The 15,067-nt window shown below is 59.8% G+C and carries 12 protein-coding genes; 10 read left to right on the top strand and 2 right to left on the bottom strand.

Features of this window, described 5'->3' with window-relative positions; translation table 11 throughout:
* Positions 1-2: 2 nt before the first annotated feature.
* A complete protein-coding gene (locus BSU04_RS41000; protein WP_089165903.1) occupies positions 3-428 on the bottom strand; it encodes a hypothetical protein in 426 nt (141 codons plus the stop codon).
* A gap of 650 nt (positions 429-1,078) precedes the next feature.
* Here BSU04_RS41000 and BSU04_RS40995 point away from each other — a divergent pair.
* From BSU04_RS40995 to BSU04_RS40955, 10 genes are all read left to right on the top strand, one after another.
* The gene (locus tag BSU04_RS40995) at positions 1,079-2,236 is read left to right on the top strand and encodes a serine hydrolase domain-containing protein (protein ID WP_089165902.1); all 1,158 of its coding nucleotides are present in this window, start codon (positions 1,079-1,081) and stop codon (positions 2,234-2,236) included.
* A gap of 227 nt (positions 2,237-2,463) precedes the next feature.
* A complete protein-coding gene (locus tag BSU04_RS40990; RefSeq protein ID WP_089165959.1) occupies positions 2,464-3,294 on the top strand; it encodes a p-hydroxycinnamoyl CoA hydratase/lyase in 831 nt (276 codons plus the stop codon).
* Positions 3,295-3,318: 24 nt separating this feature from the next.
* Positions 3,319-4,770, top strand: a complete 1,452-nt coding sequence (locus tag BSU04_RS40985) for an aldehyde dehydrogenase (RefSeq protein WP_089165901.1) — start codon at positions 3,319-3,321, stop codon at positions 4,768-4,770.
* Between the two features lie 87 nt (positions 4,771-4,857).
* Positions 4,858-6,720: a feruloyl-CoA synthase gene (locus tag BSU04_RS40980; RefSeq protein ID WP_256983855.1), complete on the top strand. Its 1,863-nt coding sequence runs from the start codon at positions 4,858-4,860 to the stop codon at positions 6,718-6,720.
* Between the two features lie 95 nt (positions 6,721-6,815).
* Positions 6,816-8,060, top strand: coding sequence for a 3-(3-hydroxy-phenyl)propionate transporter MhpT (gene mhpT, locus BSU04_RS40975; protein ID WP_256983853.1), 1,245 nt, complete (start codon positions 6,816-6,818; stop codon positions 8,058-8,060).
* Positions 8,061-8,125: 65 nt separating this feature from the next.
* Entirely contained in the window at positions 8,126-9,268 is a 1,143-nt protein-coding gene (locus BSU04_RS40970) for a porin (RefSeq protein ID WP_089165899.1), read from the top strand.
* A gap of 41 nt (positions 9,269-9,309) precedes the next feature.
* Positions 9,310-10,067 (top strand): IS5 family transposase gene (locus tag BSU04_RS40965; protein WP_089165898.1). Its coding sequence is split into 2 segments (ribosomal slippage): positions 9,310-9,625 and positions 9,625-10,067, totalling 759 coding nucleotides; the frame shifts between segments, so codons are not numbered across the junction.
* Between the two features lie 26 nt (positions 10,068-10,093).
* Complete coding sequence (locus BSU04_RS40960; RefSeq protein ID WP_089165897.1) at positions 10,094-11,815, top strand: tannase/feruloyl esterase family alpha/beta hydrolase; 1,722 nt, start codon at positions 10,094-10,096, stop codon at positions 11,813-11,815.
* A 308-nt stretch (positions 11,816-12,123) separates the two neighbouring features.
* On the top strand, positions 12,124-12,726 hold the full coding sequence (locus BSU04_RS48350) for a PAS domain-containing protein (RefSeq protein WP_256983852.1): 603 nt from the start codon (positions 12,124-12,126) through the stop codon (positions 12,724-12,726).
* Positions 12,639-13,487, top strand: a complete 849-nt coding sequence (locus BSU04_RS40955; RefSeq protein ID WP_256983851.1) for a sigma-54 interaction domain-containing protein — start codon at positions 12,639-12,641, stop codon at positions 13,485-13,487. Before BSU04_RS48350 ends, BSU04_RS40955 begins: the two co-directional genes overlap by 88 nt.
* Before the next feature lie 127 nt (positions 13,488-13,614).
* On the opposite strand, the gene BSU04_RS40950 is transcribed toward BSU04_RS40955, so the two are convergent.
* Positions 13,615-14,958, bottom strand: coding sequence for an SUMF1/EgtB/PvdO family nonheme iron enzyme (locus tag BSU04_RS40950; RefSeq protein WP_089165896.1), 1,344 nt, complete (start codon positions 14,956-14,958; stop codon positions 13,615-13,617).
* Between the last annotated feature and the right edge of the window lie 109 nt (positions 14,959-15,067).

The raw sequence follows: 15,067 nt of genomic DNA, 5'->3' as shown, positions 1-15,067 counted from the left end.
ATTCACGCAGCATGTTCAAGCAGGTCGGCGCAAAGGCCGAACTGGCGTGCAACGAGTGCCAGACCGTCGCGCCATTCCCGTTTGTCGAAGGCATCGTGGACATGCTGAAGGCAACTGAGCAACTCGATGGTCGCCGGGTCGTACACGTTAATCTGCGAGCGTAGTAGCGCTCGCTTGAGCGCCTTGATGCCCACATCCATATAAGAGGGCGCCGCGAGAGCGGACGCGCCGATGAAGTGAACCGGAACACCTTCCATGGCGGCTATGTAGTCGCGCGGAGCGATGAAATCGCCAACGGGGCATCCACCACAGTAACCGCGGTAGGCCCAGCCTCCACGTGAGCGCAGCCCCGCATGACCTTGGCCGAAGAGGTGACGCGCGGCTCTGACAAAGATTTCCTGATGAGTGAGAAAGCGCAGCGTTTTCATGTTGGGGTTCCTTGGCGGGCACACGATTGATATTCGATGTCCCTGGTTTTTCGATATCGCCAAGGCTCGGCTGACACCGGGAATATCGGCACGCCATGCGGCTGACGTTCTTCCCTGCTTCGTCGTCCCGCCTTCGTGGTCCTATATCAATCCTAGCCTTGGAAGACCCAATTGTTAAGTCGGGACACGCTGAAACCTCCCTCGGAATAGACGCTTTTTGACTATCAGGAAATCCCTACGCCAGGGTAAATCAAATGAACACGGTGACTTCTAGCGCTTACACGCGGTCGGCGCAATGAGTAGTAAGACCAAGGATGTTTTATCCGTGAGTGATCTGCCCTGCCGGAACACGTTTCCTGGCGGGCGGGTCGAGCGGCGACAGGGGCACCTCACTTCTCGCTGGTTCGTGCGGAGCCGGACTTTCGTCTCCCGTCACCGGCGACGCGTATGATACCGACGTGAATTTTGGCTCGCATTGATGGTGGCGCGCATCCATCGCACGCTTTCACTGGCATAGAGGCGCAGGTGCTCAATGCGAGCAACGGCTTGTTCAATGACGATCAGCTTGCTGCGACGCAATAGGGCTAAGGCGAGCGATACAGCCACGGCCCCTGGTTAAAAAAACGAAAACGAGGAACGGGGTATGACGGATGACAAATGACATCACCAAGCCGTTGGCGAACGCGGTGGCACTGACCGCGCTCGCATTGTCGCTTGGCGCGTGCGCGCCGGGCCAGCCGCCAGCAGTAGCTCCCGCTCCTGGCGACTACAGCGCGCAGTCGCCGTTTCCCGGAGTCGAATGGGCTCGCGTCGACCCTGCAACGCTGGGCTTCTCGCCGCAAGGAATCGACCAGGCCGTAGCCTACGCAAAACGGGCGGGATCGACATCCGGCATGATTGTCCAGCATGGTCTGGTGGTCGCTGAGTGGGGTGATGTTTCAAGGAGATCTAATCTCTATTCGGCGAGAAAAAGCTTCATGAGCGCCCTGATCGGGATTGCGGTCGGGCGAGGCCAGATACATCCGGACGAGACGCTGGAACAGCTCGGTATCGACGATAACGAGCCGTCCCTGACGCCGACCGAGAAGCAGGCAAGCGTGCGTATGCTGCTTGAGGCCCGCTCGGGTGTCTACCATCCCACGGTATATGAAACGGCAGGAATGGAGGCGTCCAAGCCGCCACGCGGCAGTCACGACCCGGGTACGTTCTGGTACTACAACAACTGGGATTTCAACACGCTCGGCGCGATCTACGAGAAGGCCACGGGTCAGCACATTTTCGAAGCACTGCAAACTGAAATTGCGGATCCGATCGGCATGCAGGACTATCGTCCATCGGACGGGCACTATGTTTCAGGCGGACTTGCTACCCGATATCCGGCGTATCCAATCGACATGAGTGCGCGCGATCTAGCCCGCTTCGCACTGCTATACCTGCACAATGGCCGCTGGCGTGACCGGCAGATTGTTCCGGCAAGCTGGGTTGCCGAATCGACCCATTCTTATTCCAATACACCTACCGGCGGCTACGCATACATGTGGTGGACAAGCACGCCCGCAAGCGGCCCGCCCGGTCCGAAGGTGGCCCTCCTGCGGGCGGCCTATTGGGCTGATGGTAACCACGGGCAATACGCAGTCATTGTGCCGTCGCTCGATCTGGTCGTGGTCAACCGCGTCGATGTCCGGCTCACGTCGAAGAGCATGCACCAGTCGAACATGGAGAAGTTGGTGTGGCTGGCCGAGTCCGCGGAAGGTGCGACGGACATCGGCCCCGAACCCACGCATGAGACGCATATCCCCAAAGACTGACTTAACGGGCCGGCATCGAACCTGATGTTGTGGGTTCGGTGCGAGCTCCCCCGTGTTTTCCGTCTTCGCCTTGCGCTGCTAGTCCCCCTTATTTCAAACGAGCCTAGGTGTTTTCACCGAATCAATCGCGCTTGCTATGTCAGGTTACCTGATATTAAATGGAGTCCAAGGCAGGCGGTCGTTCAACGATATCGCTGGTTATTCGGACCATTTTTCAGGAAATTGACATGAGCACGTACGAAGGTCGCTGGACTACGGTGGACGTAAAAGTGGAAGAAGGGATTGCGTGGGTGATGTTCAACCGGCCGGACAAACGCAACGCCATGAGCCCCACGCTGAATGCTGAAATGCTTCAGGTGCTGGACGCTATTGAACTTGATGCCACCGCCAAGGTGCTCGTGCTGACCGGCAACGGCGCTGCATGGACGGCTGGTATGGACCTCAAGGAATACTTCCGCGAGGTCGATGCCGGTCCGGAAATCCTGCAGGAAAAGATTCGCCGAGACGCGTCGGAATGGCAGTGGCGGCGTTTGCGCATGTACTCAAAGCCGACTATTGCAATGGTCAACGGCTGGTGCTTTGGCGGTGGTTTTTCGCCGCTCGTTGCATGCGATCTGGCGGTCGCTGCCGACGAAGCCGTGTTCGGTCTCTCGGAGATCAACTGGGGCATTCCTCCCGGCAACCTCGTGAGCAAGGCGATGGCGGACACGGTCGGTCACAGGCGTGCGCTGCACTACATCATGACGGGCGATACGTTCACCGGCGCCGAAGCCGCCGACATGGGCCTCGTCAACAAAAGCGTGCCGCTCGAGCAGTTGCGCGATGAAACGATCGCGCTCGCAGCCAAGCTGGTCGAGAAAAATCCTGTCGTGCTGCGCGCGGCGAAAAACGGTTTCAAGCGTGCGCGTGAACTGACGTGGGAGCAAGCAGAGGACTATCTGTACGCCAAGCTCGACCAGGCGCAATTGCGTGACCCGGAGCAAGGCCGCGCAGAGGGGCTCAAGCAATTCCTGGACGATAAGGCGATCAAGCCCGGCCTGCAGGCTTATAAGCGCTGAAGTGAAGGCTGAGGAGACAGGGCGATGAACGATATCAACATGCTGATTGGCGGCAAGCAGCTGCAAGCTGCCGACGGCGCGAGTTTCGAGCGGCGCAATCCGGTGACCGGTGAAGTCGCGACTCGTGCACAGGCTGCGAGCGCCGCCGATGCCGACGCGGCAGTGGCAGCAGCGCATGCCGCGTTTCCCGCCTGGGCCGCGCTTGCGCCAACCGAGCGCCGCAAGCGCTTGCTAAAGGCCGCCAACTTGATGGACGCACGCACGGCCGACTTCATTGCCGCGGGTGTCGCCGAGACCGGCGCCATGCCGAACTGGTACGGCTTCAACGTCATGCTTGCAGCCAACATGTTGCGCGAAGCGGCGTCGATGACCACGCAGATCGACGGCAGCGTGATCCCGTCCGACGTCCCCGGCAATCTCGCGCTGGCGGTGCGCCAGCCGTGCGGCGTGGTGCTTGGCATCGCGCCGTGGAATGCGCCGGTGATCCTCGGTACGCGCGCTGTCGCCATGCCGCTTGCCTGCGGCAATACCGTTGTGCTCAAGGCATCGGAGCAATGCCCTGCCGTTCATATGATGATCGGCGATGTGCTGCAAGAAGCCGGTCTGGGCGACGGGGTGGTCAACGTCGTGACGAATGCGCCGAAGGACGCGGCGGCGATTGTCGAAAGGCTGATTGCGCATCCGCATGTGCGGCGCGTGAATTTCACGGGTTCGACGCATGTGGGACGCATCATCGCGAAGCTCGCAGCGCAACACTTGAAGCCGGTGTTGTTGGAGCTAGGCGGCAAAGCGCCGGTGCTGGTGCTCGATGACGCCGATCTCGACGCGGCGGTAAACGGCATCGCGTTTGGCGCATTCTTTAACCAAGGTCAGATCTGCATGTCGACGGAGCGCGTGATCGTCGATCGCAAGATTGCCGATGCCTTCATCGACAAACTCACGACGAAAGCGCGCTCGCTGATAGCGGGCAATCCACTCGATGCAGGCAGCGTGCTAGGCGCGATGATCGACGTGAGCGCGGTCGACCGTGTGGCTGCGCTGATCGCGGATGCAAGTGAAAAAGGCGCCCAATTGCCGGCCGGATGCAGACACGAAGGCGCGATCATGCAGCCGGTGATCGTCGACGGCATTACGCCGGAGATGCGCCTTTATCGCGAGGAATCGTTCGGGCCGGTGGTGACGGTGCAGCGTGTGGACGGCGACAACGAAGCTGTACGCGTGGCGAACGACAGCGAGTTTGGATTGTCATCCGCAATCTTCAGCCGCGATGTGTCGCGCGCACTGGCACTTGCCAGACGGATCGAGTCAGGCATCTGCCATATCAACGGCCCGACTGTGCACGACGAGGCGCAAATGCCGTTCGGCGGCGTGAAGAGCAGCGGTTATGGACGCTTCGGCAGCAAGGCATCAATAGCGGAATTTACGGACTTGCGCTGGATCACGATCCAGAACGAAGCCCGGCATTATCCGGTCTAGTGCCGGATGCGGCCATATCGGCCGGCCGACAGCCTTCGTGGAAGAAAGGCGTGGCCCATAACAATCAGACAGGCAGGAGACGAGAGCGTGACGAGCGTTGAAGCAGGGTTGGGCGCGCGGTATCGGGATGTGGCTGTGACTACCGCCACGACCGATGTAGCGAAACGAGGCGACGCGTGGTACTTGCGCTCCAACGAGCCATTGCGAGAGTTTCCAGTGCGACTCACGGACCGGCTGGTCAGTGGCGCACAGGCGCACCCGCAGCGGGTGCTGGTCGCGCGCCGGAACGAACAGGGCGCGTGGATCGAGATCACGTACGCTGACATGTTGCGGCGGGCGAGGGCGATCGGCCAGGCGTTGCTGAACCTTGGTCTCTCGGCGGAGCGCCCGCTCGCCATCCTGTCGGGCAACGACCTCGAGCATTTGCAGTTAGCCTTCGGGGCCATGCTGGCCGGCATTCCGTTCGCGCCGCTTTCGCCCGCTTATTCACTTGTTTCCAGCGACTTCGGCAAGCTTCGCACACTGCTTGCATTGTTGCGCCCCGGACTCGTCTATGCCGGCGATCACGTCGCATTTTCTCGCGCGATAGAAGCGGTCGTTTCCGCTGACGTGATGCTCGTGACGAACGAAGCGACGCCTCGCTCGATTGCCTTCGACACCTTGCTCGACCACGCGCCCGGAGACATCGACGCCGTAGCGGCAGACGTGAACGCAGACACCATCGCCAAGATCCTCTTCACGTCCGGATCAACAAGACTGCCCAAGGCAGTTCCGACCACGCACCGCATGTTGTGCAGCAACCAGCAGATGCTGCTGCAAACGTTTCCCGAATTTGCGAAGGAACCGCCGGTGCTGGTCGACTGGCTGCCGTGGAACCATACTTATGGCGGCAGTCACAACGTCGGTATCGCGCTGTACAACGGTGGCTCGCTTTATATCGACGATGGCAAGCCGGTTGCCGGAAAATTCGAGGAGACCCTGCGCAATTTGCGCGAGATCTCGCCGACCGCGTATTTCAATGTCCCGAAAGGCTGGGAAGAACTTGCCGTCGCGCTGGAGACCGACGAACCTTTGCGCCGCCGTTTCTTCGCCCGCGTGAAGCTGTATTTTTTCGGCGGCGCGGGATTGTCGCAAGCGGCGTGGAACCGCCTGGAGCGTGTCACCGAGCAGCACTGCGGCGAGCGTATCCGCATCATGGCGGGACTTGGCATGACGGAGACATCGCCATCGTGCCTCTTCACCACCGGCCCGGTCATGCGGGCGGGATACATCGGATTGCCCGCGCCGGGCTGCGAGACGAAGCTAACGCCCGTCGAAGGCAAGCTCGAACTGCGCTTTCGCGGTCCCCATGTAATGGCGAGCTACTGGCGGCGGGACGTATCGGCGGCGGATGAACCGGTATTCGATGAAGAAGGCTTCTATTGCAGCGGCGACGCGGCAACTTTCGTCGATCCGGAACGCCCGGAGATCGGCCTGCAATTCGACGGACGTATCGCCGAAGACTTCAAGCTGAATTCGGGCACGTTCGTGAGCGTCGGGCCGTTGCGTGCGCGGGTGGTGTCGGAAGGCGCGCCTTATGTGCAGGACGTGGTCGTGACGGGCATCAATCGCGGGGAGATAGGGTTGCTCGTTTTCCCGCGTCTTGACGACTGCCGCCGGCTTGCTGCGCTTCCTCCCGGCGCGAGCCCGCATGACGTACTGAGCGCGACTCCGGTTCGTGCGTTCTTCGCGGATCTTCTCGTGCGTCTGAACCGGCAATCGACGGGTGCGAGCACGTTTGTCGCCCGGATGCTGCCACTCGACACCCCTGCGTCGCTCGATCTGGGCGAAATCACCGACAAGGGTTCGATCAATCAACGCGCCGTTCAGAAACATCGGGAAACGCTGATTGAGGCAATGCACGCATCCAAGCCCGCTGACCTGCGTGTGATCGTCGCACCGAAAAAATAAGCCCCGGCATTGCGCGCCGAAGGGAGTCGTTAGCGTGTGGATGGACGCGAATAGATTGTCGGGGGAAACCCGATATATTAATAAGGATAGCTAATATGAAATCAATCAGGACAGGGTCCGCGGGAAGCGGTGTGTCCAGCGGGCCCATTATCGAATCGGGTGCCGCCGTAACGCTGGGTTTGTGTTTCGCGATCGCACTGCTCGAAGGACTTGACCTGCAATCGGTCGGCGTCGCCGCGCCGCGCATGGCACGCGAGTTCAATCTCTCCGTCGCTCAAATGGGCCTGGCATTCAGCGCAGGGACGTTCGGCCTCTTGCCTGGTGCGATGTTCGGTGGGCGTCTTGCCGACCGGATCGGGCGCAAGCGTGTACTCGTGATATCGGCCTGCCTGTTCGGCTTGCTGTCGATTGCCACCGCACTTGTGAGCGATTTCCATACGCTGGTAATCGTGCGCGTATTGACCGGGATCGGACTGGGCGGTGCGTTGCCGAACCTGATCGCGCTGTCGTCTGAAGCAGTATCGCCGCGCGTACGCAACACGGCGGTGAGCGTGATGTATTGCGGCATTCCGTTCGGCGGCGTGATCGCTTCAGCGATCGGCGTGCTGAGTGCGGGCGATGCCCAATGGCGGCATATCTTCTATGTCGGTGGTGCGGGTCCGCTCATTCTCGTGCCGCTGTTGCTCGCGTTCCTGCCCGAATCCAAAGCCTTCGCAAAGGCCTCGCATGACGGCAGCGTAAAGCCTGCGCCGGTGGGCGAGATACTTTTTGGCGGCACGCGCGGCCTCTCTACGCTGCAAATCTGGATCAGCTATTTCTGCACGCTGATCGTTCTCTATTTCCTGCTCAATTGGCTGCCCTCGCTGATGGCAGCACGCGGTCTTGCGCGAGCCGAGGTCGGTTATGTGCAGATCTTTTTCAACGTAGGAGGAGGTATGGGTGCGCTGTGCATTGGCATGCTGATGGACCGCATGCGCGCAAGCGTCGTGGTGGCGGGCATGTACATCGGCATCATCGGGTCGCTCGCTGCATTGTCGGTGGCACCAGGGTTCACCGCGCTCACGGGCTCCGCGTTCTTCGCCGGCATGTTCGTGATCGGTGGGCAATCGGTCCTGTATGCACTCTCCGCGGCGTTCTACCCGAGCGCGATGCGCGGCACCGGCGTGGGCGCTGCTGTAGCAGTGGGCCGTATCGGTTCGGTGGTCGGTCCTCTTGCCGCGGGCCAATTGCTGGCAATGGGCCGCAGTTCTTCGGTAGTGATTGGCGCGAGTATCCCCGTGACATTGATCGCGGCGGTAGCGGCCTTGCTGTTGATCAGGCGTCCACGCGTGAACGATTGAAGCCTCCCAAAGCTATCTAAAAAAATAATTCGATAAACAACGGTCTGGAGACAACGACAATGAGAATGCAAGCACCCATACAAGCTCTTTTATGCAGTGCACTCTGCGCGGCAAGCACGGCGGCCGTCGCGCAATCGAGCGTGACGCTTTACGGAATCGTCGATACCGGCATCGAATACGTATCGCATGCGAACGCCGCAGGCGACCACGTGTTCCGTATGCCTGGCGTGACGGGCGAACTACCGTCCCGTTGGGGCCTGCGTGGTGCTGAGGATCTGGGCGGACGGTATAGCGCCGTGTTCACCCTGGAGAACGGCTTCAACACGCGTGGAGGCGATCTCGGGCAGGGTGGCCGGTTGTTCGGGCGGCAAGCGTTCGTTGGTGTGAAGAGTCCGTACGGTACGGTGGCTTTCGGTCGCCAATACACCATGACCTACCTGGCGCTCATGGGCGCCGACATCATCGGGCCAGATATCTATGGCCTTGGCTCGCTTGACGCCTACGTGCCGAATGCCCGCGCCGATAACTCGGTCACGTATATTGGCATGTACAAGGGGGTCACTTTGGGAGCGAGCTATTCGTTCGGCCGCGACGCAACGGGCACCGGTAATTCGCCGGGACAAGGCACGTGTACAGGGTCCGTGCCCGGGCAGCCCACGCAGTGCCGGGACTGGTCGGTCATGCTCAAGTATGACGCGCCGTCTTACGGCGTGGCGGCATCGTATGAAGAGCAGCGCGGCGGCGGCCCGAATGCAGCGGCCAATTTTTTTGACGGCGTGGAACCCACGGTCCTCACAAGCGCGGCAGACAGGGACATCCGTACGCACGTCAGTGCGTACGCCAAGTTCGGCAACGCAAAGGTCGGTGCGGGCTGGCTCAACCGGCGGGTGGAAACCAGTTCCGCGGGCGTGCCTGATGTTCGTTCGAATCTTTTCTTCCTGGGTGCTTCGTACTACGTGACGCCTGCATTTCTCGTTGACGGGGAGCTGTACCACATCGTCAACAACGACCACGACACGCGCGCGTCGATGGGTACGTTACGCACCACCTACTTGTTGTCCGCGCGCACGGCGGTCTATGCGCAAGCTTCTTATCTGGCCAACAGCGCAAAGGCCAGTTATTCGGTGAGCGGTGGCGGCGGTGGAACCACACCAGCACCCGGAGCTGGACAAACGGGTGTGATGCTCGGCGTGCGGCACATGTTCTAGGGCGTGTTCACACTAATTGAATTTACCTGTAAACTTCGGGAATGGAACTCACCGAAGCCCAATTTCAAAAGATCGAACATTGTTTGCCGCGTCAGCGCGGCAACGTAAGCATGTCGAATCTTCAAGTGCTAAATGCGATTCTTTACGTTGCTGAGCATGGTTGCAAATGGCGTGGTTTGCCAAAGCGCTTTGGCCGATGGCACACGGTCTATACGCGCATGAACCGTTGGTCCAAAAGTGGCGTGCTGGATCGCGCATTTACCGAACTGCAGCGTGCCCAGATTGTTCGTGTCAGGATCGAGGCGGTCTCGCTGGATAGCACGATTGTAAAAGTGCATCCAGACGGGACTGGTGCATTAAAAAAAACGGACCGCAATCCATCGGCAAGTGCCGGGCCGGATGGACTACCAAGATTCATATGGTTGCCTCGGATGCTCGAACAGCCATAACGTTTTCACTTTCTCCCGGTCAGGCCGGTGATGCCCCCGAAGGACGAGCCTTGCTACAAAGCCTCGGGCCACCGAATCGGCCACTGTACTTGCTGATGGATAAGGCGTATGAGGGCAACGAGACGCGACAACTCGCACTTGACCTGGGCTTCATCCCCGTCGTCCCGCCAAAAAGCAATCGCCTTGAGCCATGGGAATACGATCGGGAAATGTACAAACGTCGAAACGAAGTGGAGCGACTGTTCCGAAGACTCAAAGGCTTCCGTCGCATCTTCTCGCGATTCGACAAGCTGGATGTGATGTTCATCGCTTTCATCAATTTCGCGCTTATCGTCGATGGACTCAGGTAGTGTGAACACGCCCTAGGAGACGACAAATGAAAAAGTCTGCAATGACACTCGCAGTGATGACTTCGATGACGCTTGCCGCGTGCGGTGGCAGCAGTCATGACGACAGTGGCGCCAGCACGCCGCTTCCTCAATTGAGTGCTGCCGTGCCGGCGAGCTTGTCAGGGACGTGCGAGGCATTGGCGTCGAAACTTGTGTTCGCCAATACGGTATTCACGACGGTCGCCACCGTTGCGGCGGGCACATTGACGGTGGCGGGACAACCTATCGCGCAGCACTGCCTGATTCAGGGCAGCATGAACCAGCGGGTCAGCCCTGTCGATGGCCAGACGTACGCGATCGGCTTCGAGATGCGCTTGCCTGTGGCGTGGAATGGGCGCTTCTTCTATCAGGCTAACGGCGGCCTGGATGGCACTGTTGTGACCGCGACGGGTGAGATCAGCGGCGGCGCGCCAACCAACGATGCACTCAACATGGGATTCGCGGTCATCAGTTCAGATGCGGGCCACAACGGTTCCCAGACGCCGCTGTTTGGCCTCGACCCGCAAGCGCGTGTTGACTACGGTTACAACGCGGTGGCCACATTGACGCCGATGGCCAAGCAGGTGATCAAGCTTGTCTACGGCAAGGCGCCGGACCGCAGCTATTTTGACGGTTGTTCGAACGGCGGCCGTCACGCGATGGTTGCAGCCGCGCGGTCCTCGGGACAGTATGACGGGATCATCGCGGGCGATCCGGGCTTTCATCTGCCCAAGGCAGCGGTCGGCGAAATGTGGAGTGCGCAGCAACTTGCGACGGTGGCCACCGCGAATACCTCAACCGGACTGCCGGATATCACGACCGGTTTTACCGCGGCGGAGCGCGCCATGGTTGCGTCAAAGATCCTGTCGAAGTGCGATGCACTCGATGGTGTCACCGACGGCCTCATTCAGGATATCAAGGCCTGCCAGGCGAATTTCAGTCTCGCGAACGACGTACCGACGTGTTCGGGCAACGTGCGTGACGGGACGTGCCTGAGCACTGCGCAGAAGACTGCTATTGGGAATGTCTTCGCGGGTGCTCGAAACAGCGCGGGCACTGCTCTCTATTCAAGTTTTCCCTACGATGCAGGTCTCGGTCAAGGCTGGTCGGCCTGGAAGCAGGGCAACTCGATCACGCTTGATCCGGCGGCCGCTGCGTTCACGTTCACCTCACCGCCGCAGAGCGCTTCTGTGTTGAGCCAGTTGTCGGCGTATGCATTCAACTTCAGCATGGACACGGATGCGCCGAAGATATTCGCGACCAGTGGTGTCTATACCGAAGCGTCATGGTCATTCATGACGCCGCCTGACGAGACCAACCTCAGTGCGTTGAAAAATCGCGGTGCGAAGCTGATGGTTTATCACGGCACGAGCGATCCGGCGTTTTCATCGAACGATACGACTGCGTGGTATCAGGCGCTTGCCGCGGCGAACGGCGGTGACGCGTCGAACTTCGCACGCCTCTACACGGTAGCTGGCATGAATCATTGCAGCGGCGGCCCGAGCACCGATCAGTTCGACATGCTCACACCGATGGTCGCCTGGGTCGAACAGGGAAAAGCACCGGACACCGTCGTCGCGACGGCGCGTGATGCGGGCAACGCTGTGCCGAACCCTGACGTTCCGGCTGACTGGGGAGCGGGACGCACGCGGCCGTTGTGCCCTTATCCCAAGGTGACACGCTACAAAGGCGGCGATGTGAATGTCGCGAGCAGCTTCGCTTGCAGTTGAGTGCCGTCGGCCTGTTCCGTTACCCGGCGCTAATTGACTTTACTAGACCTTAACCGGAGGGGCGCAGACAATTGCGCCCCTTTGCTTAAGGATGGTAACCGGGTGGCGTGAGGGTTGACCGCGGCCGCCCGATATCAGGCCGGCTCTCGCCCTTTACGGATCCTCGCGTCCACGGCGAGGCGTTAAAAAACTTAACGCCCGTAAAAAATGTGAACGTTACGTTCACTTCCACTTTCCATCTCCATCGCTGCATCAACTCGCCGAAATCCTTACTCGATAAGGCTCCGCGCGATTGCCACAGTACACGATTGCTGATCGATTCAATTCTGATCGAGGAACAGAAGGCGATCATTGACCATATTGGCGATGGGCTGATGGTGCTCGCGCGCGGCGGCATCGTGCGTCATGCCAATACGGTCGCTGGACGCATTCTGGGCATCGATCCGGTCAAGGCCATTGGCCGACCGCTGGAGGAGTTGATCGACTTCGAGCCGATTATCGGGCCCATTTTTTCCACGGGCATGGGATATGTCGACAGGGAATTGATCATCGATTCGCCAGCGCGGCATCTTCATCTGCTGGACACGGCGATACCTATCACCAACGCATGTGGCCGGGTTGTTTCGGTCGTCAACACATTCCGTGAATTCAAGCGCATACGAAAGATTGTCGGGAAGTACGCCGGCAATCACGCGCGGTATACGTTTGAAAATATCGTCGGGAAAAGCGCCGGACTGCTTGACGCCGTGGCCTCGGCGCGCAAAGCGGCGAGAGGCTCGGCCAACCTGTTATTGAGCGGAGAGAGCGGGGTAGGCAAGGAAGTGTGTTCGCGCAAGCCATTCACAACGACAGCGAGCGTCAAGGACATCCGTTCATCGCAATCAATTGCGGCGCATTACCGCACGATTTGATTGAAAGCGAACTCTTCGGGCATGCACCGGGGAGCTTTACCGGTGCGACGCGCGAAGGGCGACCGGGCAAGTTCGAATCTGCCGACGGCGCCACCGTGTTTCTCGATGAGATTTCGAAGCTGCCGCTCGATGTCCAGGCGAAGCTGCTACGCGTACTCCAGGAGCGGGAAGTGACGCGGCTGGGCGACACGCGCGGCATCCAGATAGATGTTCGCATCATCTGCGCGAGCAACCGCGACCTGCTGGCAATGGTGCGCGAAAAAGCGTTCCGGGAAGACCTCTATTACCGGTGCAATGTCATCGATATCGCGATTCCTCCACTGCGGCAACGTCAGGACGATATTCCGGTTCTGACGAGCGTTTTCGTGGCTAAATACGCTGCGCTGCTGCGAAAGAACATTTATGGTTTCACCCCTAGCGCGATGCAACAGATGTCTGGCTACGTGTGGCCCGGCAATGTGCGCAAACTCGAGAACTTTATCGAGCGCATGATTAATTTGAGCGAAGACGCAACGATCAGCGATGTCAGTTCGCTTTCTCGCGGAATCCCAACGCCCGATGCGGTGGTCGACGGCGTGCGCGAAGGGGCATCGTCGCAGGTCGTATCGCTTGCCGAGGCGGAGAGGCGGGCTATTGAAGAGGCGCTACGGTCTTGCGCCTTCAACATGACTCGATGCGCGGCCGTGCTCGCGGTTTCGAAGCCGGCGCTTTACGCAAAGCTCAAGCGGCACGGCATTCATTTGCGTCGGACCTTGCAATGAGCCACAAGGTGCGATGATCCGCATAGCCCGGGTCGCAACTCTCTGCAACCCAGGTCATCTGTTTTCGTAGCGCCCGGTCCAGTGAGCGTGCGCCCTTCTTGATAAGGTGGGCGTTGACCACGGCCCATTACCCCCGCACGCACCGCAATCCCGCATACACGTACTGGTAATGCGCTTGAAACCAGTTGCGAAAACTCGGTCTCAGCATGCAAGCCGCCGTGCGTGGCGAGCCGCCTTTGAGCACGTAATGCTGGTCGTCGTAGAAGTTTGCGGAGTAACCCAGGTAGAACGGAAACGGCTCGAAACCGGGTAACGGCCCAAAAGTCGTCGACGTCCACTCCCAGCCGTTGCCAAACTGCCCCACCACGCCCGCCGCGCTGTGATTCTCCGTGTGAGCTTGGACCGGTGACGGTTCCCATCGTCGGAAATCGAAATTGCCCTGCTGGGCGTGCGGGGCCGCCTCGGCGGCGCGTTGCCATTGCGCTTCAGTCGGCAGCGACTTGCCCGCCCACTTAGCGTATGCACTGGCTTCGGCGTGACTTACATACACTGGCCAGTCCGCCGGCAACGGAATCTCGGCAAACATGGTCCGCAGCTTCCAACCTGAGCCCTTTGCTGACTCTTTCAATTCCGCCGACGATTCATCACGCACCCAGAACGCCGGCTTTTCTATGCCCTCTCGTTCCTTCCACGCCCAGTCGCCGTCGCGCCAGTAATCGCGATGTCCGTAACCGTCGGCTTCGATGAAATCCAGCCAGTCCGAATTCGTCACCATGTAGCGGTCCATCTCGAATGCCGGCACGTCCACGCCCTGTTCGCCAAACTCGTTGTCCCAGCCGAACGTGCCGCTATCGCGCGCAAGGCCAAGCGTCGTCCTGCCAGCAGGCACGTGGACCATTTCCCGTGCAATACCGTTGTCGAGCGGGTGTTCCGCGGCGTCTTCGGTGACCGCGGGCCCGGTTTTCTGATGCAACGGCAACTGATGCAACATGTACGCAAGCGTTTCCGCATGCATCAGCCTGTGCTCGATCGCGACCTCCAGCAGCGTCTCAGGCGTCGCTTCCAGAGCGCTGGGATTGTCACGCTTATCTTCACGTTTTGTAATTTCGGCGGGATCGAAACGCGCATCGATGTCATCGCGAATCTGCTGCACATAGGCGCGAATTGTGTCGAGAGACGGCCAGTCTCGAGGCTGGTCGCTCGGCAGTCCGCCATCGACGGGATCAATGCCGAACGCAAATAACTGGTCGAACTCGGGATTTGGACTGGGCAGGTCGAAGAGGCGCTGATCGAACAGATTTCGATCGAAGGCTTCAAGATGCCCGATGTAAAACACGATCCGATGCCGCTCGGAAATCGGACGTTCATACAGGAATTCGGGTTTGACGATGTCGAACAACGCGTCAGTGGTCTGGCGCGCGTCGCGCAGGCGGGCGAGCAGCGGATGCAGCGGGGTAGGTTCGCGATTCATTTCGCTCTTGTCTCCGGGCACGGGCCGATGCAAAACGATAAATCGTAGCAGAGGGCATGCCAAGCCTGCTTGGATCACAAACAGGCCGGAAAAGCGGGCCAGGAACCAG

The organism is Caballeronia sordidicola, from assembly GCF_002220365.1.
In the GTDB taxonomy this organism is placed as follows: domain Bacteria; phylum Pseudomonadota; class Gammaproteobacteria; order Burkholderiales; family Burkholderiaceae; genus Caballeronia; species Caballeronia sordidicola_C.
This window is presented reverse-complemented; position numbering and strand designations above follow the sequence as displayed.

Excerpts from the sequence above, each read along its gene's own strand:
- BSU04_RS40995 (WP_089165902.1), top strand. The coding sequence starts at position 1,079 with ATGACAAATGACATCACCAAGCCGTTGGCGAACGCGGTGGCACTGACC.
- BSU04_RS40970 (WP_089165899.1), top strand. The coding sequence starts at position 8,126 with ATGCAAGCACCCATACAAGCTCTTTTATGCAGTGCACTCTGCGCGGCA.
- BSU04_RS40985 (WP_089165901.1), top strand. The coding sequence starts at position 3,319 with ATGAACGATATCAACATGCTGATTGGCGGCAAGCAGCTGCAAGCTGCC.
- BSU04_RS40960 (WP_089165897.1), top strand. The coding sequence starts at position 10,094 with ATGAAAAAGTCTGCAATGACACTCGCAGTGATGACTTCGATGACGCTT.
- BSU04_RS40950 (WP_089165896.1), bottom strand. The coding sequence starts at position 14,958 with ATGAATCGCGAACCTACCCCGCTGCATCCGCTGCTCGCCCGCCTGCGC.
- BSU04_RS41000 (WP_089165903.1), bottom strand. The coding sequence starts at position 428 with ATGAAAACGCTGCGCTTTCTCACTCATCAGGAAATCTTTGTCAGAGCC.
- mhpT (WP_256983853.1), top strand. The coding sequence starts at position 6,816 with ATGAAATCAATCAGGACAGGGTCCGCGGGAAGCGGTGTGTCCAGCGGG.
- BSU04_RS40990 (WP_089165959.1), top strand. The coding sequence starts at position 2,464 with ATGAGCACGTACGAAGGTCGCTGGACTACGGTGGACGTAAAAGTGGAA.